Annotated in this window: 24 protein-coding genes; 8 read left to right on the forward strand and 16 right to left on the reverse strand. The window is 65.2% G+C overall.

Translation table 11 applies throughout. The features are described from left to right. The first annotated feature begins 20 nt into the window (after window positions 1-20). The gene (locus tag XI06_RS12550) at window positions 21-917 is read left to right on the forward strand and encodes a DMT family transporter (RefSeq protein ID WP_237891836.1); all 897 of its coding nucleotides are present in this window, start codon (window positions 21-23) and stop codon (window positions 915-917) included. Here the strand turns inward: XI06_RS12550 and XI06_RS12555 are convergent. The 3 genes from XI06_RS12555 to XI06_RS12565 form a co-directional block, all read right to left on the reverse strand. Next, window positions 914-3175, reverse strand: coding sequence for a CHASE3 domain-containing protein (locus XI06_RS12555; protein ID WP_237858093.1), 2262 nt, complete (start codon window positions 3173-3175; stop codon window positions 914-916). The genes XI06_RS12550 and XI06_RS12555 overlap by 4 nt on opposite strands. Next, window positions 3172-3585, reverse strand: coding sequence for a response regulator (locus XI06_RS12560; protein WP_237858092.1), 414 nt, complete (start codon window positions 3583-3585; stop codon window positions 3172-3174). The genes XI06_RS12555 and XI06_RS12560 overlap by 4 nt, the downstream gene beginning before the upstream one ends. A gap of 330 nt (window positions 3586-3915) precedes the next feature. Next, window positions 3916-4500, reverse strand: coding sequence for a BA14K family protein (locus tag XI06_RS12565; protein ID WP_271605415.1), 585 nt, complete (start codon window positions 4498-4500; stop codon window positions 3916-3918). Window positions 4501-4747: 247 nt separating this feature from the next. Between XI06_RS12565 and XI06_RS12570 the strand changes: the two genes are divergently transcribed. Further along, window positions 4748-5155 carry an NADH:ubiquinone oxidoreductase subunit NDUFA12 gene (locus tag XI06_RS12570; protein ID WP_271605416.1) on the forward strand — a complete coding sequence of 136 codons (408 nt, stop codon included), beginning with the start codon at window positions 4748-4750 and terminating at the stop codon, window positions 5153-5155. 484 nt (window positions 5156-5639) lie between these two features. Here XI06_RS12570 and XI06_RS12575 read toward each other — a convergent pair whose 3' ends face one another. Further along, window positions 5640-6326: a DJ-1/PfpI family protein gene (locus XI06_RS12575; RefSeq protein ID WP_271605417.1), complete on the reverse strand. Its 687-nt coding sequence runs from the start codon at window positions 6324-6326 to the stop codon at window positions 5640-5642. A 91-nt stretch (window positions 6327-6417) separates the two neighbouring features. Between XI06_RS12575 and XI06_RS12580 the strand changes: the two genes are divergently transcribed. Beyond that, a complete protein-coding gene (locus tag XI06_RS12580) occupies window positions 6418-7356 on the forward strand; it encodes a GlxA family transcriptional regulator (RefSeq protein ID WP_237858081.1) in 939 nt (312 codons plus the stop codon). Window positions 7357-7387: 31 nt separating this feature from the next. Beyond that, on the forward strand, window positions 7388-7705 hold the full coding sequence (locus XI06_RS12585) for a barstar family protein (protein ID WP_271605418.1): 318 nt from the start codon (window positions 7388-7390) through the stop codon (window positions 7703-7705). 36 nt (window positions 7706-7741) lie between these two features. On the opposite strand, the gene XI06_RS12590 is transcribed toward XI06_RS12585, so the two are convergent. Together XI06_RS12590 and XI06_RS12595 are read right to left on the reverse strand one after the other, a co-directional pair. Further along, on the reverse strand, window positions 7742-8749 hold the full coding sequence (locus tag XI06_RS12590; RefSeq protein ID WP_271605419.1) for a Na+-dependent transporter: 1008 nt from the start codon (window positions 8747-8749) through the stop codon (window positions 7742-7744). Between the two features lie 16 nt (window positions 8750-8765). Continuing rightward, window positions 8766-9713, reverse strand: coding sequence for an alpha/beta hydrolase (locus XI06_RS12595; RefSeq protein ID WP_271605420.1), 948 nt, complete (start codon window positions 9711-9713; stop codon window positions 8766-8768). Window positions 9714-9914: 201 nt separating this feature from the next. Here XI06_RS12595 and XI06_RS12600 point away from each other — a divergent pair, with 201 nt between their 5' ends. Continuing rightward, on the forward strand, window positions 9915-10955 hold the full coding sequence (locus XI06_RS12600) for a DUF2155 domain-containing protein (protein WP_237891835.1): 1041 nt from the start codon (window positions 9915-9917) through the stop codon (window positions 10953-10955). A gap of 37 nt (window positions 10956-10992) precedes the next feature. Here the strand turns inward: XI06_RS12600 and aat are convergent, their stop codons facing one another. The 10 genes from aat to XI06_RS12650 all read right to left on the reverse strand — a co-directional run bounded on the left by aat (window position 10993) and on the right by XI06_RS12650 (window position 20845). Then, complete coding sequence (gene aat / locus XI06_RS12605) at window positions 10993-11673, reverse strand: leucyl/phenylalanyl-tRNA--protein transferase (protein ID WP_271605421.1); 681 nt, start codon at window positions 11671-11673, stop codon at window positions 10993-10995. A 54-nt stretch (window positions 11674-11727) separates the two neighbouring features. Then, entirely contained in the window at window positions 11728-12831 is a 1104-nt protein-coding gene (locus XI06_RS12610; protein ID WP_271605422.1) for a sensor histidine kinase, read from the reverse strand. Continuing rightward, window positions 12828-13268: a response regulator gene (locus XI06_RS12615; protein ID WP_237858063.1), complete on the reverse strand. Its 441-nt coding sequence runs from the start codon at window positions 13266-13268 to the stop codon at window positions 12828-12830. Before XI06_RS12615 ends, XI06_RS12610 begins: the two co-directional genes overlap by 4 nt. Further along, window positions 13265-14782: a sensor histidine kinase gene (locus XI06_RS12620; RefSeq protein ID WP_237858060.1), complete on the reverse strand. Its 1518-nt coding sequence runs from the start codon at window positions 14780-14782 to the stop codon at window positions 13265-13267. The genes XI06_RS12615 and XI06_RS12620 overlap by 4 nt, the downstream gene beginning before the upstream one ends. A 102-nt stretch (window positions 14783-14884) precedes the next feature. Beyond that, on the reverse strand, window positions 14885-16243 hold the full coding sequence (accC, locus tag XI06_RS12625; protein WP_237858057.1) for an acetyl-CoA carboxylase biotin carboxylase subunit: 1359 nt from the start codon (window positions 16241-16243) through the stop codon (window positions 14885-14887). 31 nt (window positions 16244-16274) lie between these two features. Then, on the reverse strand, window positions 16275-16766 hold the full coding sequence (accB, locus tag XI06_RS12630; protein ID WP_237858055.1) for an acetyl-CoA carboxylase biotin carboxyl carrier protein: 492 nt from the start codon (window positions 16764-16766) through the stop codon (window positions 16275-16277). A 37-nt stretch (window positions 16767-16803) separates the two neighbouring features. Beyond that, on the reverse strand, window positions 16804-17271 hold the full coding sequence (gene aroQ, locus XI06_RS12635; RefSeq protein ID WP_237858053.1) for a type II 3-dehydroquinate dehydratase: 468 nt from the start codon (window positions 17269-17271) through the stop codon (window positions 16804-16806). A 257-nt stretch (window positions 17272-17528) separates the two neighbouring features. Then, window positions 17529-18335 carry a DUF1236 domain-containing protein gene (locus XI06_RS12640; protein WP_237869246.1) on the reverse strand — a complete coding sequence of 269 codons (807 nt, stop codon included), beginning with the start codon at window positions 18333-18335 and terminating at the stop codon, window positions 17529-17531. Between the two features lie 235 nt (window positions 18336-18570). Beyond that, on the reverse strand, window positions 18571-19338 hold the full coding sequence (locus XI06_RS12645; protein ID WP_237858052.1) for a DsbA family protein: 768 nt from the start codon (window positions 19336-19338) through the stop codon (window positions 18571-18573). Window positions 19339-19441: 103 nt separating this feature from the next. Continuing rightward, on the reverse strand, window positions 19442-20845 hold the full coding sequence (locus XI06_RS12650) for a M48 family metalloprotease (protein ID WP_271605423.1): 1404 nt from the start codon (window positions 20843-20845) through the stop codon (window positions 19442-19444). A 173-nt stretch (window positions 20846-21018) separates the two neighbouring features. On the opposite strand from XI06_RS12650, the gene XI06_RS12655 reads away from it, so the two are divergent. From XI06_RS12655 to XI06_RS12665, 3 genes are all read left to right on the forward strand, one after another. Beyond that, window positions 21019-22206, forward strand: a complete 1188-nt coding sequence (locus tag XI06_RS12655; RefSeq protein WP_271605424.1) for a pyridoxal phosphate-dependent aminotransferase — start codon at window positions 21019-21021, stop codon at window positions 22204-22206. Between the two features lie 90 nt (window positions 22207-22296). Next, the gene (locus tag XI06_RS12660; RefSeq protein WP_271605465.1) at window positions 22297-22854 is read left to right on the forward strand and encodes a biotin transporter BioY; all 558 of its coding nucleotides are present in this window, start codon (window positions 22297-22299) and stop codon (window positions 22852-22854) included. A gap of 84 nt (window positions 22855-22938) precedes the next feature. Beyond that, on the forward strand, window positions 22939-24273 hold the full coding sequence (locus XI06_RS12665; RefSeq protein WP_237858042.1) for a dicarboxylate/amino acid:cation symporter: 1335 nt from the start codon (window positions 22939-22941) through the stop codon (window positions 24271-24273). Window positions 24274-24285: the final 12 nt, after the last annotated feature.

A 24285-nucleotide genomic window follows, 5' to 3' on the forward strand; every position in this document is an offset into this window, starting at 1 on the left:
GATTTTGCCGGACTGCCCCCATGCTTGATTCGACTCGCCCGGTGATGCGGCCACGCATCGCTCCGGCCGGCCTGATGTTCCTCGCCATCACCTCGATCGGCTGGGGATTCAATTGGCCGGTCACCAAATTCCTGATCGGAGAGCTGCCGCCGCTGACGCTACGTGGCGTCACCGGCGTGCTCGGCGCCGTGCTGCTGGCGCTGCTCGCGCTGGTGCGCGGCGACAGCCTGAAGGTCGCAAGCGCGATCTGGCCGCGGCTGCTGACGGCCGCCGTCCTCAACGTCACCGGCTGGATGGTGCTGATGGGGCTGGCGCTGCTCTGGCTGCCGGCCAGCGAGGCGGCGCTGATCGCCTACACCATGCCGGTCTGGGCCTCGCTGATCGCCTGGCCCGTGCTCGGCGAGCGGCCGACCGTGCTGCGCACGCTGGGCCTGGTGATGGCCTTTGCGGGCCTGGCCTCGATCATGGGCGGCAACGGCATTGCCGCCAGCGCCGAGAAGGCCCCTGGTATCATCATGGCGCTGTGCGGCGCGCTCGGCTTTGCCGTCGGCACGGTATTCTCGAAGAAATACCCGATCCACCTGCCGCCGGTCACGGCCGCCGCCTGGCAGATCGGCATCGGCTGCCTGCCGATCTCGATCGTGGGCCTTCTGGTCGAGACCTCGCATCTGGACAAGGTGACGCCGACAGGCTGGTGGCTGCTGATCTATTCGACCGTGGTGCAGTTCTGCATCGCCTATGTCAGCTGGTTCGCAGCACTCGCCCGCCTGCCGGCTTCGGTGGCGGCGATCGGGACGATGGCGGTGCCTGTTATCGGCGTCGTCGCATCCGCGATCGCGCTGCACGAGCCGCTCGGACCGGGCCAGATCGCTTCGCTGATCTTCACGCTGGCGGCCGTGGTGCTGGCGACGCGCTAGCCCGCCGGCATCCCGCTGCCGCCGCCCAGCGCCTTCCGGATCATCTCGGCGAGCTGGTTGCGACGATACGGCTTGGTCAGCAGCATCACGCCGTCATCGAGCTTGCCGTGATGGACGATGGCGTTATCGGTGTAGCCGGAGGTGTAGAGCACCCGCACACCCGGCCGGCGTTTTGCCACTTCGTCGGCGAGCTCGCGGCCGCTCATGCCGCCGGGAATGACGACGTCGGTGAAGAGCAGGTCGAAGGCCTGGCCGGCGTCGATCAACTGCAGCGCCGTCTTGCTGTCGGCGGCGGCGACGGTCTTGTAGCCGAGGCTCTGGAGCTGGGCGGTGACGAAGGTGCGCACCAGATTGTCGTCCTCGACGACAAAGATGGTCTCGGCGCCGCCTTCGGCCTGCGGCCCAATCGGGCTTGTTGCTTCCACTACGCCCTGGCCCGGCGGCAGATAGAGCTTGATCGTGGTGCCGTGGCCTTCCTCACTGTAGATCTTGATGTGGCCGCCTGACTGCTTGACGAAGCCGTAGACCATGGAGAGGCCGAGACCGGAGCCTTTGCCGACCTCCTTGGTGGTGAAGAACGGCTCGAACGCGTTGTCCTGCACGCTCTGCGGCATGCCGGTGCCGGTGTCGCTGACGGCGAGCATGACGTAGGGGCCGGGCGTGACGTCCGCATTGGCCTGCGCATAAGCCTCGTCCAGCACGACGTGATGGGTCTCGAGCAGCAGCTTGCCGCCGTTCGGCATGGCATCGCGGGCGTTGATCGCCATGTTCAGCACGGCATTGGTGAGGCGGGACGGATCGATGTGCGAGGTCATCGGTCCCTTTTCGAGCACGGTCTCGATCTGGATCTGCTCGCCGAGCGTCGGGCGCAGCAGTTTTGCGATGTCGGCGATGGCGGCGTTGATCTCGACGTCGCGCGGCTGCAGCGGCTGCTTGCGCGCGAAGGCCAGCAAGTGCTGGATCAGGTCGGCGCAGCGCGCGGCGGCATCGTCGATCAGGCGCGCGGTGCGCTGCAGCTCGGGCTGATCCTTCAGCCCCGCCACCAGCGTCTCGGTATTGCCCGAGATCACGGTCAGCATGTTGTTGAAGTCGTGCGCGACGCCGCCGGTCAGCTTGCCGATCGAGTCGAGCTTCTGCGACTGATACAGCTGCCGCTCGGTTTCACGCGAGGCGGTCGCGTCGTGATAGACCAGCACCGCGCCGGAAACGTTGCCTTGCCCGTCGCGCATCGGCCGGCCGCTGATCATCAGATGGCGCGTGCCGTTGCCGCTGTGCGGGCGGACGATCATCTCGAGCGCTTCGAACTCGTCGCCGCGCAGCACGCGCGCGGAAGGCAGCTCGTCGGATTTGAGCGGCGTGACGCCGTCGCCGTGGAAGACGTCGGACAGCACGCGCAGATTGCCAAGGCTCATGCCAGCCCGATGCAGCAGCATGCGCTCGGCCGCCGGATTGGACAGCAGCACGGTGCCTTCCTTGTCGATCACCAGCACGGCCTCCGCCATGCTGCGGAACGTGCTCTGCAGCACGTTGACCGACAGGCGCAGTTCGTCATGGGCGGTGACGAGGTGCTCGGTGCGTTCGGCAACGGCGGCCTCGAGCGCCACCTTGGCCGCCTGCGTCTGCTCGAGGGAGCTTTGAAGCTGCACGGTGGCACGCTGGCTCTCGCGCATCACCATCACGACCAGCAACAGGATCACCAGGGCGCCGGCGACGTCGATGCCGAGCAGCACGATGCTGGTGCGGCGGGAATCTTGCGATCGCGCGCTGAGCAACCGTTCTTCCCCCGAGCTCAGACGGTCGAGGTTACCTATCACCGTGTCCATCAGGCTGCGGCCTTCGCCTTTGCCATTGAGCGCGGCAATGGCCGCCTCATCGTTCGCCGCGCGCATGCGCATCGCTTCGGCGGCGACTTCGACCCGGCGCAGCACCAGCGGCTCGGTGGCATCGAGCAGCGCGATCTGATCGGGATTGTCGCGCAAGCCGCGCTTGAGGTCGGCGAGGGCGGGCGCGATCTGGGCGTGCGCCGCCTGGAATTCGTCATTGAAGCTCGAGCTGCGGTAGATCTCGTACCCGCGCGCGGCGCTTTCGGCGTGGCGGATCAGGGCGCGGAGATCCGAGATCTTCTTCAGCACCTGGACGGTGTGGCTGACCCAGGCGGTGTCCGACCGCGACTTGACGTCGAGACCGATCGAGGCCGCGGTGATGAGCAGGAGAACGGCAAGTCCAGCACCGAGAATGACGCGCTGCGAGGGGATCAAGGGGCCTCTTTCTGGTCCTTCGGCGGCGCGCTCTCGCCGAGGCATTCCCGGATCGTGGTCAGCAGCGTTTCGGGCGTGAAGGGCTTGCGCAGGCAGCGCGCCGCGCCGAGCTCCAGCGCCATGCGCAGGAAGTCCGGGGAGGGCGAGGCGGACGAGGCGAAGGCGTAGCCCGACATGGCGATCAGCGGAATCGCCGGCGCGCGTTCGTGAAAGATGCGGATCGATTCAAAGCCGCGCATGTGCGGCATGAAGATATCGACCAGCATTACGTCAAACGGCTGCGCTTCCAGCGCAGCAAGCCCGGTTTCGCCGCCGTCAGTCAGCGTGACGTCGAAGCCCTGGCGCAGAAGGAGGACCTCGATGGTCGCGCCGACCATCGGATCGTCATCGACCACGAGAATACGCGGCATGACCTTTCCCAGTAGATCGAAGTCCCCACAGCGATTGGTGATATAGGCGAATCGTGTGCCGGGTCAATTTTGGATTGGGCCGGAATGGATATGCACGGAGCAATGCATAGCGCCTTTGCGAGTTCCTGATTATCCGCGGTCGGTGAGGCAGGCGAATTCCGTCGGATTTCAATGACAGGTTGAGGCAAATGCGCGCAATCGGCGAAGGCTGTCCCGTGAGATCGTCATTCGCCCAGCCTACGCGATCGATGGTGGTCGCCCTGTTGCCCAGCAAATCAAGGGCGGCACCGATGATCGGCGCCGCCCTTGAATGATGAGCGTCAGGTCGCCTTACGGGCAGGGATGGCGTAGGCCGTCATAGCCGAGATAGGTGCCCGAGGCCGGGTCATAGGACCGATAGCGCTGGGCGCAATAGGCCGACGAATCGCCTCCTGTATCGGGCACCACGGCGACGGACGCGCTGTCGTCATAATAGCCGTCGTCATAGTAGTTATCGCCGTAATAGGGGCCGCCGCCATAATAGGCGTAGGAGCCGAGGCCGCCGATCGCTGCGCCTGCCGCGAAGCCCGGCCAGAAGCCGCCACGGTGGTGCCAGCCGTTGCCATGCCAGTTGCCGCCGCCGCCATTCCAATGTCCGCCTGATGCCGCGAAGTTGCGGCCACCGCCGTTGAACGCGACTCCGCCGTTCGGGCGCGCGGCCGCTGCGAAGCCACCGCCGCCCCCACCGAAGTGGGCGCCGCCGGAGAAGCCGCCCATGCGGGCACCGCCGCCACCGAAATGTGCTCCACCGCCGCCGCCGGCAAAATGACCGCCTCCACCACCGTGGCCACCATGGCCTTGGGCGAAGCTCGGTGTCGCCATCGGAAGGACCAGCGCCAGTGCTGCGGCAGCGCTCAAAACTCTCAGACTTCTCATGTTCAACTCCTTTTCCAGCAAGCAAACCCGCGGAAAGGGCCGTTGTTCCTGGGTTCACGCCGCTGTGCGCGTAATGTCCAGATTGTCACGCGGCGGCTGTACCCGGCATGAACCGACTGTGCTCGCTCTGCGGCGGCGGTGCGCGCCGGGGGCACCGCGCGTGGCGTAGAGCATGACCGCACTGGGCGAACTGGACATTTGGCCGTCCGGATGGCATCAGGACCCCACGAAGCAGGGCCCTTGCCGCATGAAACAATTCTTTCTGAAGCTCTTCACCTGGTGGAACGGCCAGACCTTTGGCACCCAACTCTGGACTTCCAGGTTCGGGGAGTTGGTCGGCCAGGACGAGCAGGGCAATCGCTACTACCGCACCGCCGGCGGCAAGATCGACCCGACACTCGGTTTCGAGCGGCGCTGGGTGATCTACAACGGCTATGCCGAGGCGAGCCGGATCCCGACAGGCTGGCATGGCTGGATGCATCACGTCGTCGACACCCCGCCGACTGAGGAGAATTACCAGCCGCGTGAATGGCAGAAGCCGCACCAGCCGAATCCGACCGGCACGCCGAACGCCTATCGTCCGGCCGGTTCGACGCTCGCCAGCGGCAAGCGCCCCAAGGCGACCGGCGACTACCAGCCCTGGACGCCCGGCTAGCTCTCGCTTTCTCCATCTTGCGGATTGGATGCACTCGCATCCTGACGACGTCGCTGTGGACAACGGGATCAGCGGGGATGCCGGCTGACGGGCCGTTGCGTCCGCAGGTGCGATGCGGCTCAATGAACCCATCTTACGGAGATGGGAGACCATCGCGTTCGGTTCGGGCAACAGTTCGCGACTGTCCCGAAATGCAGCGGCCGCCGAGGAAGGACTCGATCGGGAGATAGGCCCCCGGTCTGGAAGCTCCGACATCGCCCGATGAGAATGTGCGCCGCCGTGAGACAGGAAAGGCCGCTTGGGAAACCAGGCGGCCTTTTTCTGTTGGGCGCTTGAGGAGAAGAGCAGAGCCGCAGGCTCCGTCATTGCCGACGTGATGCAGCTGTGCGCCGAAACTCCAATCGCGTGCCCCGGACGCAGCGCAGCGCTTCTTCAGCGGTGCAGCGTTGCACGCCGCACCGCGTCCGTGACACGAGAGCCGCGTTTACACCAACCGCTCAGCCGCCCGCTTGGCGGCATCGAGGCGGCGCGCCTGGAACGGCGCGACGCGCTCCTTCATCAGCGCAAGGACCTCGGCCGGGGCCGTATCCGGCGAGCCGGCATTGAAGGGCGGAGCGGGATTGTATTCGAGGCGGAGCTGGATGGCCTCGGCGGTGGTGCGGTCGACCAGCAGGGACACCAGCGTGAGCGCGAAATCGATTCCCGCGGTGACGCCGCCGCCGGTGACGCGGTTGCGATCGACGCAGACGCGCGTCTTCGTGGGTGTCGCGCCGAACAGCGCCAGCATCTCCATCGCGCTCCAATGCGTGGCGGCGTTGTAGCCTTTGAGAAGCCCGGCCGCACCCAGCACCAGCGATCCCGTGCACACCGAGGTGACGAATTTGGCGCTGGAAGCCTGCCTGCGCACGAAGTCGAGAGTTTCCTCGTCGTTGAGGAGAGCATCGGTCCCGAAGCCGCCGGGGATGCAGATCACATCCAGTTGCGGGCAGTCGGCGAAGGTGATGGTCGGCGTCAGCATCAGCACGGAATCGCTCGGCACCGGATCCAGCGTCTTCCAGATCAGGTGCACGGTCGCGCCGGGGACAGATGAAAACACCTGCAGCGGCCCGGTGAAGTCGAGCTGGGTGACGCGCGGAAACACCAGAAGACCGATCTGGAGCGATACCGACATGAGAGCCTCCGAAGAAGAGCTTGACGGGCGCAAGATGGCATGCTGCCCTCCTGTCCAAAATGGCATATTTCCCTCACTTTCGGACATGACCATGATCGGCATCCTGATCTTCCCGGATTTCCAGCTGCTCGATGCGGCAGGTCCCATCTCGGTGTTCGAGATCGCGGCGCGCGCCAGTGGCAAGCCGCTGGCGCTGCGGGTGCTGGCGCTGAACGCAGGCGCCGTGCGCTCGTCCTCCGGCGTCGAGATGATGGCGCGCGACTTCAAATCGGCGAACGCGATCACGACGCTGGTCGTGGCCGGCGGCGCCGGCGTGTCGGCGCCGGCGCGATGTCCTGTGACCCTCGCTTTCGTGCAGCGGCTGGCGAGGCGCGGCGTGCGGATCGCCAGCGTCTGCTCGGGCGCCTATGTGCTGGCGGAAGCCGGCCTGCTCGACGGCCGCCGCGCCACCACGCATTGGGGCCGCACCCGCGAATTCGTCGCGCGCTATCCCAAGGTGAAGTTCGAGCCGGACCAGATCTTCACCCGTGACGGCAATGTCTGGACGTCGGCGGGCATCAGCGCCGGCATCGATCTCGCGCTGGCGATGGTCACCGAGGATCATGGCGAGGAGATCGCGCAGGCGACCGCGCGCCAGCTCGTACTCTATCATCGCCGCAGCGGCGGCCAGTCGCAGTTCTCATCGCTCCTGGAATTGAAGACGCCGAACGGCCGTTTCGGCGCATTGCTCTCCTGGGCCCGCGAAAATCTCGATGCGCCGCTGACGGTGGAGAACCTCGCCGACCGCGCCGGCATGAGCGCGCGGCATTTCGCCCGCGCCTTTGCCGCGGAGACCGGCACGACGCCGTCCAAGGCGATCGAGCGGTTGCGGATCGAGGTCGCGCGCGAGCGCGTGCAGTCCTCGCGCGAGGCGATCGAGCGCGTGGCGGAGACGACCGGCTTCGGCGATCCCGAGCGCATGCGCCGCGCCTTCATCCGCGCCTTCGGCCAGCCGCCGCAGGCGCTGCGGCGCGCGGCGCGGGCGGGGTAGGAGCGGGCTGGTCGAGCTTCGGTGGACGCGTATGAAGACGATCGAACTTGATGCCCGCAATTGGGCAAGTCCTCACGATTTTCGTTCAGCGCTCAAGGCTGCGTTGGGGACGCCGGCATGGCACGGCGACATCGTAGGTGCTTTCTTGGATTCCATTTTTGGAGGACGGATGAACGCGCTCAAGCCTCCCTATTTGATACGGATCGTGAATGCAGCCGACCTTGCACCCGAGATCAGAGACTTGATCAACGACTTCTCGAAAGCGATTGAAGAGACGCGAGCTCGTAGACGTACGAGAACCGGCGAGGACGTGGCGGTTCGTCTTGAGATTGCGAGTGGGCATACGTGAGGTGAGGCCATTCTCAGCTTCCCCAGTCCCGGCCGCCTATGAGGCCGAGCCGCCAGCCACCGCGCTCGTCGCATCCGTCCGCGCCGTCAGCCGCCGCGCGATCGGCGTCAGTATGTACGGCGACAGGTGGATCGGAAACTGCGTCATCGCGAAATAGAGCCAGGTGGTGGGTGGCAGCGCGCCTGATGTCGCGGCCAGCATCAGGCCGAGATTGCGCTGTGACACCATCAGGCCGAGCGCCAACGCGCGCTCAGTGCCGATGCGGCGGAACAGCAGGGTCGTGATGGCGAGCAGCGTGAAATAGATCGCGAAGGACAGGGCTGCGAGGCTGATGGTGAAGACCGGTTGTGCCATCAGATCGCCGACGACGTCGCCCATGATCGCTGACGCGAAGACGAAGAGGATGATGATGTTGAAGCCGTCGATCGGCTGCTTGTGACGCTGGATCGCCTCCGCGCCGAACAGCCGGCGGATGATCGTCGCTGCCAGCAGCGATGCTGCGAGGATGCCGAGTAATTTCAGTCCGAGCGTGAGCGGGGAGATGCTGAGCATGCCGCCGAGAAACAGGCTTGCAAACAGCGAGGCGGTGAACGGCACGATCGCGGTTGCGGTCACCAGCGTGACCAGCACCAGCGTCGCGTCGAGGCCCATCAGGGCTGCGAGCGCCGGAGAGGCCATCATCGGCGAGGCCATGCTCTGCAGCATCAGCGCCAGCGACAGGCCGGGCGCGCGGTCGGTGAGACCGGTTGCGTGTGCGACGAGGCCAACGATGACAGGCACGCCGATCGTGGTCCAGGCGGTGGCCGTCGCCACCAGCGCCGGCCGGCGCAGATGGCCATAGAGCGCCGTGAGATCGACCCGCATGAAGGAAATGCAGAGCAGGACGAGGATTGCCTCGGTGACGTAGGGACGCAGCAACGCGCCGAGCGGCGGCACGGCTGCGGCGATGAACACGATTGCAGCGACGGCGCGCGTACCCTGACTGCCGAGCCAGCTCAGGCCGCGCAGCGGAAGGGTGAAGATGGATCGAAGCGCTGAAGACATCAGGATGATGGCGTTGTCAGCCCAATGTCTTCAACCATGCGCCGATCTCGCTCACGGCAACATTGGCCTGTTGCAGCAATTTGCCCATGGTGAAGAAGCCATGGAACTGGCCCGGGAAATGTTTGTAGGTGACGGGCACGCCGGCCTGCTTCAGGCGTGCGGCGTATTCATCGCCTTCGTCGCGCAGGGGATCGGCACCGGCGGTGAGCACATAGGCCGGCGGCAGGCCGGCAAGGTTTTCGGCGCGCGCAGGCGAGGCGCGCCAGTCGTGGATGTCGGCGGCCCCGTTGAGATAATGGTCGCGGAACCAGCGGATCACCGAATGCGTCAGCAGCACGCTGGTCTCGGGCTCGCTGTGCGAGCCGTGCGTCATGGCGAAATCGACGGCGGGATAGATCAGCACCTGGCCCGCGAGCTTGGGGCCGTTGCCGTCGCGCGCGGCCAGCGCGACGACGGCTGCGAGATTGCCGCCGGCGCTGTCGCCGCCGATCGAAAGCCGTGCTGGGTCGATGTCGAGCTCGCGCGCATTCGCGGCGATCCATTTGGTCGCGGCAACCGCATCATCGGCGGCGGCCGGAAATTTGTGCTCGGGCGCGAGGCGGTAGTCGATCGCGATTACGATCAGGGCGCCTGCATCAGCAAGCTGCCGGCAGGCCACGTCGTGGCTGTCGAGGTCGCCGATCACCCAGCCGCCGCCATGGAAGAAAACCAGCGCGGGCGCCAGGCCGTTCTGGAGCCGCGGCTGCTTCGGGACGTAGATGCGTGCGGGGATCGTGCCATGGGGAGCCGGGATCGACAGCGGCGCGACGCGGGCCAGCTCGGGCGGCTCGGGATTGGTGACCAGGCGGGCCTGGAGGTAATAGGCGCGCGCCTCTGCTGCGGTCAGCGTCTCGTAGGCGGGGCGGCCGGCGTCCTGGAACGCTTTGTAGACGGCGGCAGCATCGGGATCGAGCACGACGGGCATGGGGGAACCTGAGGTTTCTGGTTATCGTTGGACGTCGTTTTCAGGACGATGCCCGCTTGGGCCCCGGGGAGAGGCCTCCAACTATCCCATCGGTGGACCGGGATGGCCAGCCGGCGGCGGGCGGGGCAGGAATGCCGCCCTTTCCCCGCCGTATTCGCCGTGTTAACCGGTTGGCCTGCGAGCGGCGGTATCCCCTGTAGAATGTCCAACAAGCCCGATTCGCTGTTGAAGCCGCGCGAGATGTTCAAAACCTTTACCCTGACAGGCCTTGCGGCGCTGCTGGCTGCCACCGCGCTGACGGTTGCAACGCCGGTGCAGGCGCAGATCGGCACGATCTTCTCCGATCCGCCGCCGCTGCGGCCGCCGGGGACCATTCCCCGTGGCGGGCAGCCGCAACCGGCGCCGACCCCCGACGACGACGAAGAGGTGCCCGAGCTGCCGCCGCAGGGCCGCGTGCTGCCGTCGCGCCCGATGCCGCGCCAGGGCAATGCCATGCCCGGACCAGTCGAGACCCAGCCGCTGGCGCCGCCGCCGGGCACGACCGTTGCGCCCCAGAACCAGCCGCCGGCCGTGGCGGTCGCTCCCCCGGGTGGACCTGCCCAGCCGGGCGCGGCTCCCGGCCAGCGCCAGCCGCAGCAGAAGGGCGCGACCCAGCAGGGCGCCGTGCCGCAGGCGCCGGCGAGCCTGCAGCCGGGCGACGAGGTCGTCACCGAGCCGCCGGCCCAGAAGATCGTGAACAAGAAGGCGACCTTCTCCGGCCTCGACAAGATCACCGGGCGCATCATCAATTTCGACGAGGATATCGGCGAGACCGTGCAGTTCGGCGCGCTGCGGGTGAAGACGGATGCCTGCTACACACGGCCCGCGACCGAAGCCGCCAACACCGATGCGTTCGTCGAGGTCGACGAGATCACCTTGCAGGGCGAGGTGAAGCGAATTTTCTCCGGTTGGATGTATGCCGCGAGCCCCGGCCTGCACGGCGTCGAGCACCCGATCTACGACATCTGGCTGACCGACTGCAAAGAGCCTCAGCAGACCATTGCGACCGCGGCGCCTGATCCCGCGACCAAGCCGGCCGCGCCGCCGCCTCCGCCTGCCGCGCAGAAGAGGGCCGCGCCCAAGCAGGCCGTGCAGCAGCGTCCACCGCAGCCTCTGCCGCCACCGCCGCAGCCAGCCCCGCCGCCACCTCCGCCGCCGGAGCAGCGGCCTGGCCTGTTCGGTATTCCCGGGTTTGGCCGCTAGGCCAAATCCCCCGGCTTCGGTAGCGGGTAAATCTGGCTTACTGCTGCGAGGCGATGATCTCGAGCGCGCGTGCGCCCGGGATGGCAGCACCGCCAGACAGTCTCAGGAAATCGCCAGGCTCGCCGGCGAGCGCCTTGTCGAGCAGCGCGGTGTAGCGCCGCCGCGAGATCTCGGCCGCACCAAAACTCTTCAGATGCTCGGTGACATATTGCGTGTCGAGCAGTTCGAAGCCGCCATGGATCAGCCGCGCGACCAGATGCACCAGCGCGACCTTGGAGGCATCGCGCGCTGTGTGGAACATGCTCTCGCCGAAGAAGGCGCGCCCCAGGCTCACGCCGTAGAGACCGCCGACGAGATCGTCGCCCTGCCAGGCCTCGACGCTGTGGCAATGGCCGAGCTCGTAGAGGCCGCCGTAGAGGTCGCGGATGCGCTTGTTGATCCAGGTGTCCTCGCGGCCCGCTTGCGGCGCGGCGCAGCCGGCGATGGTCGCCTTGAACGCGGTGTTGACGGTGACGCGGAACACATCCGAGCGCACGGTGCGCGCCAGGCGCGAGGCGACGCGAAACCCATCGAGCGGGATCACGCCGCGCATTTCCGGCTCGACCCAGAACAGGGTCGGATCCTCGGCGCTCTCGGCCATCGGAAAGATGCCGCAGGCATAGGCCCGCAGCAGCACGGCCGGCGTGATTTCAGACGAGGCGGAGTCGCGCGAAGTCATGATCACGACAATAGCAGGATCGCAACGCCGGTGCGACGGGCGCGAACGGGCGCATCACCCCGCCGCAGCGGTGTTCGCTTTGCCGGGAGCTTCGGGCGTGCGGCGGAACCGCAGGATGATGCGGGTTCCGGAATGGTTGGGATCGCGCTCGACGGTGGCATCGAGCTTGGAAGCCATGGCCGCGACGATGCGCTGGCCCATGCCGGTGGAGCGCGGATCGGCCTTGACGGCATCGCCGACGCCGTCGTCGCTGATCGACAGCACCAGATCCTCGCCCGTCGAGGTCAGCTCGACATGGATGGGGCCTGCGCCATCGGGATAGGCGTATTTCACCGCGTTCATCACCAGCTCGTTGACGATGATGCCGACGGCGACGGCGCGGTCGGGGTCGATCTCGATCGGCTCGGCCTTCACCGTCAGGCGCGACATCCGGTTGCCTTCGGCGGAGCGGCGGAGGTCCTCGAGCAGAGAGTCCAGATACTGGTTGAGCATCACGCTCTTCAGATCCTGCGAGGTGTACAGGCGGCGGTGCACCTGGGCGACGGCGGCGACGCGGCCCATCGCGTTGGTGAGCGCGGCCTTGACCTCGTCCTGCGCGGCGGAGCTGGCCTGAAGGTGCAGCAGCGAAGCGATGATCTGGAGCGAATTGCCGACGCGGTGATTGACCTCGCGCAAGAGCAGCTCGCGTTCGGCGGCAAGCGCGGCGTAGCGGTCGCGCGAGGCGTGGATCTCGGCCTCGGCTTCCTCACGTGCGCGTTGCAACTCGGCCTGGCGCAGCGCGCCTTCGGCCGCGACATGCAGCAGCGGAATGAAGTCGCCCTTGACGTCCTTGACCAGATAGTCCGCCGCGCCCGCTTTCAGCGCGGTGACGGCGATGCTGGAATCCTGCGAGGCCGTGACGAAGACCACGGGCGGGGCGTCCGGGATCGCCATGATCTGCTCGAGCGTATCGAGCCCGTCGAGACCCGGCATGTACTGGTCGAGCGCCACGACATCGATGCAGCCCTGTACTGCCGCGTTGCGGATGCGCTCGAGGCCTTCCTCGCCGCTCGCGGCATGAACGACCTTGTAGCCGCGCCGCGTCAGGCCGCGGTCGACCAGGCGCGCCAGCGCGTCGTCGTCGTCGATGTAAAGCAGGGTTGGCGTGCGCTGGGTCATGTGGCGGCGGGCGGGACCTGGATGACCGAGAAGAACAGGCCGAGCTGCCGGATGGCGTTGGCGAAATTCTCGTAGTTGACGGGTTTGGTGATGTAGACGTTGCAGCCGAGCTCGTAGCAGCGCTTGATCTCCTGGCTGTCGTCGGTGGTGGTGAGCACCACCACGGGCGAGGCCTTGAGATATTTGTTTTCCTTGATCTGCTTCAGGATATCGATGCCGCTCATGTCGGGAAGGTTGAGGTCGAGCAGGATCAGGAGCGCGTTGCCCTTCTGGGCGAGCCCGGTGCCGTCGGGGCCGAACAGATGCTTCATCGCCGAGGTGCCGTTGGTGAAGGAGAGGATCTCGTTGTTGACGCCGGAGCGGCGGATATTGCGCTCGATCAGCCTGGCGTGGCCCTCGTCGTCCTCGATCATGATGATGGTGACTGGCAATGTCATCGATCCGCGTTCCGGTTGCTCGCATTCCAATTGATGGGCAGCGTGATCGTGAACGTGCTGCCCGCGTTCAGTTCCGACGATACCGACATGGTGCCGCCGAGGCGGCGCACAAGTGCACGTACATGGGCAAGACCGATGCCCTGACCGGGCTTGTCCTGGGTTCCCGCCCGCCGGAACAGGTCGAAAATCCGCTGATGATCCCTAGGATCGATACCGCGGCCGTTATCGCTGATTTCGAAGATAGCGTAGCCGAGTTTGGTCCGCCCGCGAATTCTGATCTCGCCGGGAACCCCGTTCTTGAGGTACTTGATCGCGTTATCGATCAGATTGGAGAAGATCTGTTCCAGCGCAAGGCGGTCACTGACAATATTCGGCAGCGGCTCGATGTGGATCTCGGCCTGGGCTTCGGCCGCCTGGTGCGCCAGCGAGGAGACGATGGCCTCGATGAAATCGCGCGTGTCGATGCGTTCCGGCTGAAACTCGCGCCGGCCCTCGCGGGTGAGGTTGAGGATCGCCGAGATCAGCCGATCCATCCGGGCGATCGAGGATTTGATGAAGCCGAGCGCTTCGGAAAAGTCCGCCGACATCTGCTTGTCAGCGTCCTCAAGGGGGACCTCTGCAACATCGAGCGGCGGGCCGCCTGCCGGCACGCCCGTGAGCCCTCCGATCCGTCGGAAGATGTCCTTGCCCAATTCCTCGAGCTCGCTGGTGAAGCCCATGATGTTGACCAGCGGCGAGCGCAGGTCATGGCTGACGATATAGGCAAAGCGCTGGATCTCGTCGTTGGCTTCACGCAGGTCTGCGGTGCGCTCGTCGACAGTGGCTTCCAGGTTGACGTTGGAATCGCGCAGCCGTGCCTCGGCCTCGTCGCGGCTGCGCGCCGAACGCCGCACCAGCCAGATCGAGACCAATGCCAGGACGACGACGAGGCCGGAGCCGATGCCGGTGAGCGATGCAGCGAGCGTCTGGCTGTTGTCGGCGTTGACCGAGCGGAGGCGGAACAGGCGCTCCTCCTCGCGGATCATCGCGTTTGCCTCGCGGCTGATCGTGCTCGTGGTATTGGCAGCGGCGGCCTCGCGCACCAGCGCGGCGGCTTTGTCGAGCTGGCCCTGCCGGACGAACTCCATCTCCTGAGCGAACTGACCAAGCCGGGTCTCGATTGCCGCGCTGAGCTTCTCGATGCTCTCGCGCTGAGCCGGATTGTCTCCGGTCAAGCGCGTGATCCTGTCCAGCGCGGGCACGATTTCCGCGACAGCCTTTTCGTGGTCGGCCTTGAAGTTCTCGCCCTGAGTCAGGAGATAGCCGCGCGCGCCGCTCTCGGCCCGCCGCAATTCGAGCAGCAGCGCGTTCAGCTGGTTCTCCACCTCCAAGGTATGAACGACCCATTTATTGTCGCCGCGGGCCTTGTTGACGAGATAGACCGACCCTGCACTGATCGCGGTCAGCACGACGAGGCCGGCTGCGAACAGCAGGATCTGCCAAAATGCGCGACGTCGCTGCCCCTCGGCGGTCACGACAATCTCGCTCGATCATATCTGGAAATCAAAACGCCCCCTTGGAACTAGCCCACCGTCCAAAACGCGATGGGGGCCAAGGGGTTCCCTGAAGGCCAACGATTATTTCCCGGCCGGTTCCGTCTTGCCGGCGAGGTACTGTTCCAGCCAGTGGATGTGGTAGTCGCCGTTGATGATGTCGTCCTGGCGGACCAGGTCGCGGAATAGCGGCAGCGTGGTCTCGATCCCTTCCACCACCATCTCGTCCAGCGCCCGGCGCAGGCGCATCAGGCATTCGGCGCGGGTCTTGCCGTGGACGATCAGCTTGCCGACCAGCGAGTCGTAATAGGGCGGGATCGTGTAGCCCTGATAGACCGCCGAATCGATGCGGACGCCCAGCCCCCCGGGCGGGTGATATTGCGTGATGCGGCCCGGCGAGGGACGGAAAGTCTCCGGGTTCTCGGCGTTGATGCGGCACTCGATGGCGTGGCCGATGATCTGGATCTCGTCCTGCCTGGCCGGCAGCTCGCCGCCTGCGGCGATGCGGATCTGCTCCAGCACGAGGTCGATGTCGGTGATGCTCTCGGTGACGGGATGCTCGACCTGGATGCGCGTGTTCATCTCGATGAAATAGAACTCCCCGTCCTCGTAGAGGAACTCGATGGTGCCGACGCCGAGATATTTCATCTCACGCATCGCCTTGGCGCAGGTCTCGCCGATCTTGGCGCGCGCGGCCGCAGCCAGCACGGGCGAGGGGCCTTCCTCCCAGACCTTCTGGTGACGGCGCTGCAGCGAGCAGTCGCGCTCGCCGAGATGGATCGCGCCGCCGCGGCCGTCGCCGAGGATCTGAATCTCGATGTGACGCGGCTTCTGCAGGTACTTTTCCAGGTAGACGGAGGCGTCGCCGAAGGCGGATTTCGCCTCGTTGGCCGCCGTCGAGAGCGCAATCTGCAGATCCGCCTCGCTCTGTGCGACCTTCATGCCGCGGCCACCGCCGCCGGCGGCCGCCTTCACCAGCACGGGAAAGCCGATCTTCTTCGCGATCGCCATCGCGTCGTCGTTGGGACCGACCGCACCGTCGGAGCCGGGCACCACGGGGATGCCAAGCCGCTTGGCGGTCTTCTTGGCCTCGATCTTGTCGCCCATCAGGCGAATGTGCTCGGCCTTGGGGCCGATGAATTGCAGATTGTGCTCGCCGAGAATCTCGGCGAAGCGCGCGTTCTCCGACAGGAAGCCGTAGCCGGGATGCACGGCGTCCGCGCCTGTTATCTCGCAGGCCGCAAGCAGCGCGGGAACGTTGAGATAGCTGTCCTTTGACGGCGGCGGCCCGATGCAGACGCTCTCGTCCGACAGGCGCACATGCATGGCGTCGGCGTCGGCGGTGGAGTGCACGGCGACGGTTGCAATCCCGAGCTCCTTGCAGGCCCGCAGGATGCGAAGGGCGATCTCGCCGCGATTGGCTATGAGGATCTTGTCGAACATGGTGCCTCAGCGGGCGAAAGTCGCCACTCGCTTATTCAATGATGACCAGCGGCTCGCCGAACTCGACCGGCTGGCCGTCTTCGACCAGGATCTGCGTCACGGTGCCGGCTCGGGTCGAGGGGATCTGATTCATGGTCTTCATCGCTTCGATGATCAGCAGGGTCTGGCCGACCGAGACCTTGGAGCCGACCTCGACGAACGGCTTGGCGCCTGGCTCCGGCGCCCAATAGGCAGTCCCGACCATCGGAGAAGTCACGGCGCCCGGATGTTTCGACATGTCCGCGCCAGAAGGAGCAGGCGCAGCGGCCGGTGCTGCGACAATCGCGGGCGCAGCGGCTGCGACCGGCATCGGCATGGTCGCGGCGACGCTGATGTTGCGGGCAACGCGCAGGCGCAGGCCGGCGCGCTCGATCTCGATCTCGGTGAGGCTGGTCTCGTCGAGCAGCAAAGCGAGCTCGCGGACGAGCGCGGAATCGTCACTGGAAAACTTTGCGGCTGCTTTGTCGTCTGGCTGGCGCGCCATGTTCTTTGATCCGAATGTTCTGGGTGAAGAGGGGGCGTCAGGCTTTGGGCTTGATGCCGAGCTTGGCGGCAAGGCCCTGGATGGCGAGGCGGTAGCCCTCGATGCCGAAGCCGCAGAGCGAGGCGAAGGCCGCGCGCGCGGTGTAGGAGTGGTGACGGAAGCTCTCGCGGGCGTGGATGTTGGTCACGTGCACTTCGACCGTCGGGATCTGTACCGCGAGCAGCGCGTCGTGCAGCGCGATCGAGGTGTGCGAATAGCCGCCGGCGTTGATGATGATGCCCTTCATCTTGCGCCCATGTGCCTCGTGGATGAAGTCGATCAGCTCGCCTTCGCGGTTGGACTGCCGGCAGTCGGCCTTGAGGCCGAAGCTCGCCGCGGTCTCACGGCACAGTTTCTCGACGTCGGCCAGCGTGGCATGGCCATACTTCTCCGGCTCCCGTGTCCCCAACATGTTGAGGTTCGGTCCGTTGAGAACGAGGATCGTGTCGGTTGCTGGTTCGGCCATTCCAATCCCGGAAAGGTGTTTCGGCGTGGCGGGGGTTATAGGTAACAAAGTGACCTAGGGGAAGCCTTGAAGGGCCTTGGCGAGGGCTTCAGGCACCTCATCCAGCGTGCAAAAATCTGTGCGGAAACTACGGAAATTGCTTGTTAACCAGTTCCAATCGTGGCTGCGGTCCCAGGCGGGTGGGGACGGATGCCCCATAGGCCAAAAGCCCCTGCCGATGGCTCGGCAGGGGCTCATTTGGGCATCGGCGAAGCTGGTTAGCCTTCGATGATGTAGACGATCTCGCGCGTCTGCGGACGGACAATAATGTACTGGCCGTGCACGAAGATCACGTCATAGCCGCGCCATTCCGGGTAGATTTCGACAATCCGCTGCGGGAGCGGGTGGAAGTGGACGGACGCCGGAATCGTCGTGCCGACCGCAATATTGAAGTTGACGTTCGTCGTCTCTTCAATCTTCTCGGACTTGATCGCCGAGACGATCTGGGTGCGCTTCTCCGCCGGCGGCGCAGCGGTCGCCGAGGTGGCGGCGTTGCCGGTCGTCGTCTGCGACTTGCTGTCGGTCGTAGCCGGACGGTTCTCGGCATTGTTGCTCTTGGCGGCAGTGCCGGCCTTGTTGTCCTCAGCCTTCATGTTCTTGCTGTCGGACTTGGTGGTCGAGTCAGAGCTCATGCTCTTGGACTTGTCCTGCGTCGACTTGTCCTGTGCGCTCTGGGCGTGTTCACCCTTCGCCGCGCCGGCCTTTTCTTCAGCCGCGTTCTTGTTCATTGCGCCGGACTTTTCCATCCCGCCGGATTTCTCCGCGGTGCCGGATTTCTCCATCGCACCAGACGACTTCTCTTCGCCTTGCTTCATGGAGCCGCCGGCCTGACCCACCGTGCCCTTCTGCGGGCTTGCGGATTCCTTGCCCATGGTGCCGTGCTCAGCGCCGCCCGATGGCTGCGAGTGCTGCGTCGGCTGCGCGCCGGCGCCGGTGTCGTTCTTCATCGTGCCTTGTGCGTTCGCCAGACCCGTGCCTGCGATCAGCGCGAGTGCGGCAACCGAGATCATAAAGCGGTTCGACATCGAATTTCTCCTCACGTGTTTCTTTGCGTCATTGCCCGCGCCGACAACGGGAGGAGGTGTCACTTGTTCCGGAACATCTGCTGTTCCCCGGCATTTGTTTCCTAAATGCGGGATGAACGTTCGCGCCGGATTCACGCCAGGATTCGTGCTGAGCTTGGCCAACGAAAAAGGCCGGCTTCTCAGCCGGCCTCGTTGCGCGCGTGAATTGTAGAATACGTGATCAGCAGGTCGCCTCTCAGCAAGTCGCTTTGCCGCAGCGGGCGACGCCGATCTTTTCCTTGAGGCCGTCGAGGCCGACGGCGCCGACCACGATCTGCTTGCCGATCACGTAGCTCGGCGTGCCGTTCATGCCCATCGCTTCGGCCAGCTTGAAGTTCTCCTCGATGGTGGCGCGCACCTCGGGGCTTTGGATGTCCTTCTCGATCCTCGCGGTGTCGAGGCCGGCTTCCTTGGCCGCCTGCATGGCGCGCGCCTTGTCGGCCGCACCGCGACCGCCGAGCAGCTTCTGGTGGAAATCGAGATACTTCTTGCCGGAGGGATCCTGCATGCGCACTGCAACCGCGACCTGCGCGGCTTCGACCGAACCCTGGCTCAGGACCGGAAATTCCTTGAGCACGACCTTCAGCTTGGGATCGGACTTCATCAGGTCGAGCATGTCGCTCATCGCGCGCTTGCAGTAGCCGCAATTGTAATCGAAGAACTCGACGAAGGTGACGTCGCCGTCCTTGTTGCCGAGCACGACCTGGCGCGGCGAGTTGAAGATCGCATCCGAGTTCTGGGCGATGCTGGCTTCGTGCTTCTCGCTCTCTGCCGCGGCCTGCCGCTTGCTGAGCTCGGTCATGGCCTCCTCGAGCACCTCGGGGTGGGTGACGAGGTAGTTCTTGATGATCGCCTCTATGTCGGTGCGCTGGGCATCCGAGAAGCTCTCGGCCGAAGCCGGTCCCGTTGCGCCGAAGATGGCGAGCGCAAACAGTGCGGGAGCAAGCAGGCGCAGCGAAGGCATTGGCAAATCCTCTTATCCAGAGCAGGTTTCGAAATAACGTCCCGGCGGACTTAATGGTGGTGTCGTGACGTCAAAGCGGTCAATCGCGTGATCAGGCGTCGTTCTAGTTCCGTGGCGGCTTCGATGCCACGATGTCGTCGGCCTTGACCCATCCGGGCGTGCCGACGGCGAAACGGGTTTTCGCGCGCGTGGCGAGTTCGCGAGCGGTCTTGTTGTCGCCGCGCAGATAAGCGGCCTGGGCGGAGGCGAGATCCGCCTCGGCATAGTCTCCCTTCCGGCCATAGGCCATCGCGAGCTGGGTGAAGCCAATCGGCGCCTCGGGCTCGCGCGCCACCGCTGCACGGAGAATCTTGATGGCGTCGTCCGTGTAGGCCTTATTATCGGTTCCAACCAGAGCCTGCCCAAGTAACATCTCGATGAGGGCCGAATTGTTGGAAAGCGCGACGGCCTTGCGCAGGGGCGCAATCGCATCGGCGGGTTTGCCGCTCTCCAGAAGGGCCTGGCCGCGCACCTCGTAGAAATACGGGTTGTTGGGCTGGACCGCGATCAGGGCATCGATCTGGGCGAGGGCGCTGCGCAAGTCGCCATGCAGATAGGTGCTGATGGCGCGGGCATAGCGCGCTGGCAGGCTGTCATTGGTCAGGGGGTAGCGGCGATAGACCACTTCCGGCCGCTCCATGAAGGCGGAGATCTTGGCGCGCACCATATCATGGCGGAGCTGGAGCGCGGGATCGTCCTTCTTGTCCCAATAGGGACTGGTACTGGCGAATTCCTGGAGCGATGCGACGCGCTCTGCGGGCATCGGGTGCGACTGCAGATAGGGATCGGCGCCGCGCGCTGCGAACAGGCTTTCGCTGGTGAAGCGCTTGAAGGTCTCGTACATGCCCTTCGGCGATTGCTGCGTCGCGGTCAGGAATTTCACGCCGGCGCGGTCGGCGTTCTCTTCCTGCTGGCGCTGATAGGACAGTAGCGAGCGGCGGATCATCTCCTGCGGTCCGGCAACCGCAGCCGCGCCGGCATTGGCCAGGCCGTTATTGCCGTTGTTGCCGCCGCGGCTGGCGCCCGCCGCCATGGCGCCTGCGCCGAGCAGCATGGCGATGATCATCTGCGTCTGCGCGCTGGCGAGCTGCTCGCGCATCTTGGCCAGATGGCCGCCGGCCAGATGCCCGGTTTCGTGCGCAAGCACGCCGATGAGCTGGTTCGGCGTCTCCGACTGCAGGATGGCGCCGTAATTGACGAAGATGCGGCGGCCATCGGCGACGAACGCGTTGAACGAGTTGTCGTTGATGATCACCATCTGGATGTTCTGCCTCTCCAGACCGGCAACGCGCAGGATCGGGCGCGTATATTCGCGCAGCAGCTGCTCGGTTTCCGAGTCGCGCAGGGTCGGCGGCCCGCGGCCTTCCTGCGCGTGCGCCGCCGGGATCGGCAGCAACGCGATTGCAGTCGCCGTAATGAGGGCGGTGAGGGCGGAGGCCTTCTTGCGCATTGCGATCTGGAGCAACATCAAACGGGCTTGCAAGCGGACTTGGATGCAGTTTTGTGATTGGTTTTGGCGATTGGCGGCGGACCGGATACGCGATATGCCCTTATGAGCCGTATAATGCGGCCAGTCTGGGGCGCAAGCGCCCTGTTTTCCGGCCCGAACGGACCGGTTCGCCAGCGAAATAGCAGAATTCAATGCACGATGCGACATTAAGGAACCGGGTGGGGCAATGGCTCGAGCCCTCCCGCCGCAGCGATGTTCCCCCGTTCATGGTGATGGACGTGATGGCCGCGGCGGCCCGCATGGAGGCTGCCGGCGGCCATGTCATTCACATGGAGGTCGGCCAGCCCGCAACCGGCGCGCCGAAGACCGCGATTGCGGCCGCTCAGGCCGCGCTTGCGACGGGGCGGATCGATTACACCTCGGCGCTCGGCATTCCCAGTCTTCGTGAGCGCATCGCGCGTCATTATCGCGACGCCTATGGCTGTACCATCAGCCCGGACAGGATCGTGGTGACCACCGGCTCCTCCGGCGGTTTCATTCTGGCTTTCCTGTCGATGTTCGAGCCCGGCGATCGCGTCGCCGTCACGGTGCCGGGCTATCCGCCGTATCGGCACATCCTCACCGCGCTCGGCTGCGAGCCGGTGTTGATCGAGACCACCAACGAGACGCGCCACGCGCTCACCGGCGAGGCGCTGCTCGCCGCCCATCGCAAGGCGCCGTTGAAGGGCGTGCTGGTCGGAAGCCCCGCCAATCCGACGGGAACGATGATGTCCCGCGAGGCGCTGACCGGTCTGATCGCCGCCGCGGAAGATGCCGGCATTCGCTTCATCTCCGATGAGATCTATCACGGGCTCGATTACGCGTTTCCTGCAGTGACGGCGGCGGCGCTGTCCGACCATGCGCTCGTGATCAACTCGTTCTCGAAGTATTTTTGCATGACGGGCTGGCGCGTCGGCTGGATGGTCGTGCCGGACATTCTGGTGCGCCCGATCGAGCGGCTGCAGCAGAACCTTTCGATCTCGGTGCCCTCGCTGTCGCAGATCGCGGCAGAGGCCGCCTTCGACGGCGCGGCCGAGATGGAGGAGATCAAGCATGGCTATCAGGAGAACCGGCGCATCCTGATCGAGGGATTGCCCAAGGCGGGCCTCGCCAAGTTCCTGCCGGCGGATGGCGCGTTCTACCTCTATGCCGATGTCTCGGATTTCACCTCCGACAGTTTCGACTTCGCCAAGCAGATGCTGGAGAAGGCCCATGTTGCGGCCACACCGGGCGTCGATTTCGATCCCGTTCACGGCCGCTCGTTCATCCGATTCTCTTATGCGCGCTCGCGTCAGGAGATGCAGGAGGCAGTTGACCGGATCGCTCACTGGCTTAAATAGCCGCCAGTTTTTGCTAGCCTTCCGGAGTGCATCTTGTCTGACCGAACTGTCCAGCCCGCCGCCACGTCGCGTTCTCCTCTTGCCGCAGTGATGTGGCCCGCCCGGCCCGGCGAAGCCGTCGGGCATTTGCGCGCTTTCGTGCTTGTTGCGCTCGGCTCCGCATTGATGGCGCTATCAGCCAAGGTGAACCTGCCGCTGCCTTATGTGCCCATGACGCTGCAGACGCTGGTCGTGCTGACAATCGGCGCGACGTATGGCTGGCGCCTTGGCAGCGCAACCATGATCGCTTACCTCGCTGAAGGCGCGATGGGGCTGCCGGTGTTCGCTGGCCCTGTCGGTGGAATTGCACCGCTGGTCGGCCCGACCGCCGGCTATCTCTATGGCTTCGTGGCTGCCGCCTTCATTACGGGCTGGCTCGCCGAACGCGGCTGGGATCGCAATGTCGTGCTGCTGTTCGCGGCAATGGCGGTCGGCCATGTCGTCATCTTCATCGCCGGCTTCGGTTGGCTCGCCTATGGCATTGGCCTCGGCGGAACCAAGGCCTGGGTGGTCGGTGTCGCGCCGTTCATCGCGGCCTCAATCATCAAGAACGCGCTCGGCGCTGCGCTGGTGCCGGCGGCGCGTCGGATCGTCGACCGTCGCGGCTAGATTTCGCGTCACGGAATGTTCCAATTGACAGGGCCGGCCAAGTTGATCTTGGCTGGCTCTGAGCTTTTGAGGGGGAGTGAAACAATGACAACGACAACGATGGCTGGCGCGCCGGCTGCACCTGTTGCCGCCAAGCCATGGTATAAAGTTCTCTATGTCCAGGTGCTGATCGCCATCGTGCTCGGCGCCATCGTCGGCTGGCTGTGGCCGTCCGTCGCCACCAATGACTGGATCAAGGCGCTCGGCGACGGCTTCATCAAGCTGATCAAGATGGTGATCGCTCCGATCATCTTCTGCACAGTGGTCTCCGGTATCGCGCACATTCAGGATGCCAAGAAGGTCGGGCGCATCGGTGTCAAGGCACTGGTCTATTTCGAGGTCGTGTCGACATTCGCGCTGATCATCGGCCTCATCATTGGCAACGTTATCAAACCGGGCGCGGGCTTCGGCAGTGCGGCGGCCAATGCAAATGCCGTTGCCAACTTTGCCAAGCAGGCGGAAGCCCAGAAGTCGGTCGACTTCATCCTCCATATCATTCCCGACACCGTGGTCGGCGCCTTCGCGCAAGGCGAGATCCTGCAAGTGCTGTTGTTCTCGGTGCTGTTCGGCTTCGCCATCATGGGCCTCGGTGACCGCGGCCACGTGATCCGCAGCTTCATCGACGACGCCGCGCACGCGGTGTTCGGCGTCATCTCCATCGTGATGCGCGCAGCGCCGCTCGGTGCCTTCGGCGCGATGGCCTTCACCATCGGCAAGTTCGGTACCGGTGCGATCCTCAACCTGATGGGCCTGATCGCGACGTTCTACCTGACCGCCGCGTTGTTCGTGTTCGTCGTGCTCGGCATCATCGCGCGGATCGCGGGCTTCTCGATCTTCAAGTTCCTGGCCTACATCAAGGACGAATTGTTGGTCGTGCTCGGTACCTCGTCCTCCGAAAGCGCGCTGCCGACCTTGATGGAGAAGCTGGAGCGGCTCGGCTGCTCGAAGTCGGTGGTCGGCCTCGTGGTACCCACGGGCTATTCGTTCAATCTCGACGGCACCAACATCTACATGACGCTGGCGACGCTGTTCATTGCGCAGGCGCTTGGCTACGACCTCACCTTCAGCCAGCAGCTCACGATCCTGGTCGTGGCGATGCTGACCTCGAAGGGCGCGTCCGGCATTACCGGCGCGGGCTTCATCACGCTGGCGGCGACGCTGGCGGTGGTCGATCCGCGCCTCGTGCCGGGCATGGCGATCGTGCTCGGCATCGACAAGTTCATGAGCGAGTGCCGTGCGCTGACCAATCTCTGCGGCAATGGCGTCGCCTGCGTGATCGTCGCCTGGTGGGAGGGCGAGCTCGATCGCGACAAGCTCAACGCGCGGCTGGCCCAGCAGATCGATCCGACCGACATGGAAACCGCCGTCACGACGGACTAGCCGGATTTAACG

This window comes from Bradyrhizobium sp. CCBAU 11434 (genome assembly GCF_028128895.1).
GTDB lineage: Bacteria > Pseudomonadota > Alphaproteobacteria > Rhizobiales > Xanthobacteraceae > Bradyrhizobium > Bradyrhizobium zhengyangense.

Bases quoted from the DNA above. Each gene is read 5' to 3' on its own strand.
- XI06_RS12550 (WP_237891836.1), top strand. From the start codon at position 21: ATGCTTGATTCGACTCGCCCGGTGATGCGGCCACGCATCGCTCCGGCC.
- XI06_RS12560 (WP_237858092.1), bottom strand. From the start codon at position 3,585: ATGCCGCGTATTCTCGTGGTCGATGACGATCCGATGGTCGGCGCGACC.
- XI06_RS12565 (WP_271605415.1), bottom strand. From the start codon at position 4,500: ATGAGAAGTCTGAGAGTTTTGAGCGCTGCCGCAGCACTGGCGCTGGTC.
- XI06_RS12570 (WP_271605416.1), top strand. From the start codon at position 4,748: ATGAAACAATTCTTTCTGAAGCTCTTCACCTGGTGGAACGGCCAGACC.
- XI06_RS12575 (WP_271605417.1), bottom strand. From the start codon at position 6,326: ATGTCGGTATCGCTCCAGATCGGTCTTCTGGTGTTTCCGCGCGTCACC.
- XI06_RS12580 (WP_237858081.1), top strand. From the start codon at position 6,418: ATGATCGGCATCCTGATCTTCCCGGATTTCCAGCTGCTCGATGCGGCA.
- XI06_RS12585 (WP_271605418.1), top strand. From the start codon at position 7,388: ATGAAGACGATCGAACTTGATGCCCGCAATTGGGCAAGTCCTCACGAT.
- XI06_RS12590 (WP_271605419.1), bottom strand. From the start codon at position 8,749: ATGTCTTCAGCGCTTCGATCCATCTTCACCCTTCCGCTGCGCGGCCTG.
- XI06_RS12595 (WP_271605420.1), bottom strand. From the start codon at position 9,713: ATGCCCGTCGTGCTCGATCCCGATGCTGCCGCCGTCTACAAAGCGTTC.
- XI06_RS12600 (WP_237891835.1), top strand. From the start codon at position 9,915: ATGTCCAACAAGCCCGATTCGCTGTTGAAGCCGCGCGAGATGTTCAAA.
- aat (WP_271605421.1), bottom strand. From the start codon at position 11,673: ATGACTTCGCGCGACTCCGCCTCGTCTGAAATCACGCCGGCCGTGCTG.
- XI06_RS12610 (WP_271605422.1), bottom strand. From the start codon at position 12,831: ATGACCCAGCGCACGCCAACCCTGCTTTACATCGACGACGACGACGCG.
- XI06_RS12615 (WP_237858063.1), bottom strand. From the start codon at position 13,268: ATGACATTGCCAGTCACCATCATCATGATCGAGGACGACGAGGGCCAC.
- accC (WP_237858057.1), bottom strand. From the start codon at position 16,243: ATGTTCGACAAGATCCTCATAGCCAATCGCGGCGAGATCGCCCTTCGC.
- accB (WP_237858055.1), bottom strand. From the start codon at position 16,766: ATGGCGCGCCAGCCAGACGACAAAGCAGCCGCAAAGTTTTCCAGTGAC.
- aroQ (WP_237858053.1), bottom strand. From the start codon at position 17,271: ATGGCCGAACCAGCAACCGACACGATCCTCGTTCTCAACGGACCGAAC.
- XI06_RS12640 (WP_237869246.1), bottom strand. From the start codon at position 18,335: ATGTCGAACCGCTTTATGATCTCGGTTGCCGCACTCGCGCTGATCGCA.
- XI06_RS12645 (WP_237858052.1), bottom strand. From the start codon at position 19,338: ATGCCTTCGCTGCGCCTGCTTGCTCCCGCACTGTTTGCGCTCGCCATC.
- XI06_RS12650 (WP_271605423.1), bottom strand. From the start codon at position 20,845: ATGTTGCTCCAGATCGCAATGCGCAAGAAGGCCTCCGCCCTCACCGCC.
- XI06_RS12655 (WP_271605424.1), top strand. From the start codon at position 21,019: ATGCACGATGCGACATTAAGGAACCGGGTGGGGCAATGGCTCGAGCCC.
- XI06_RS12660 (WP_271605465.1), top strand. From the start codon at position 22,297: ATGTGGCCCGCCCGGCCCGGCGAAGCCGTCGGGCATTTGCGCGCTTTC.
- XI06_RS12665 (WP_237858042.1), top strand. From the start codon at position 22,939: ATGACAACGACAACGATGGCTGGCGCGCCGGCTGCACCTGTTGCCGCC.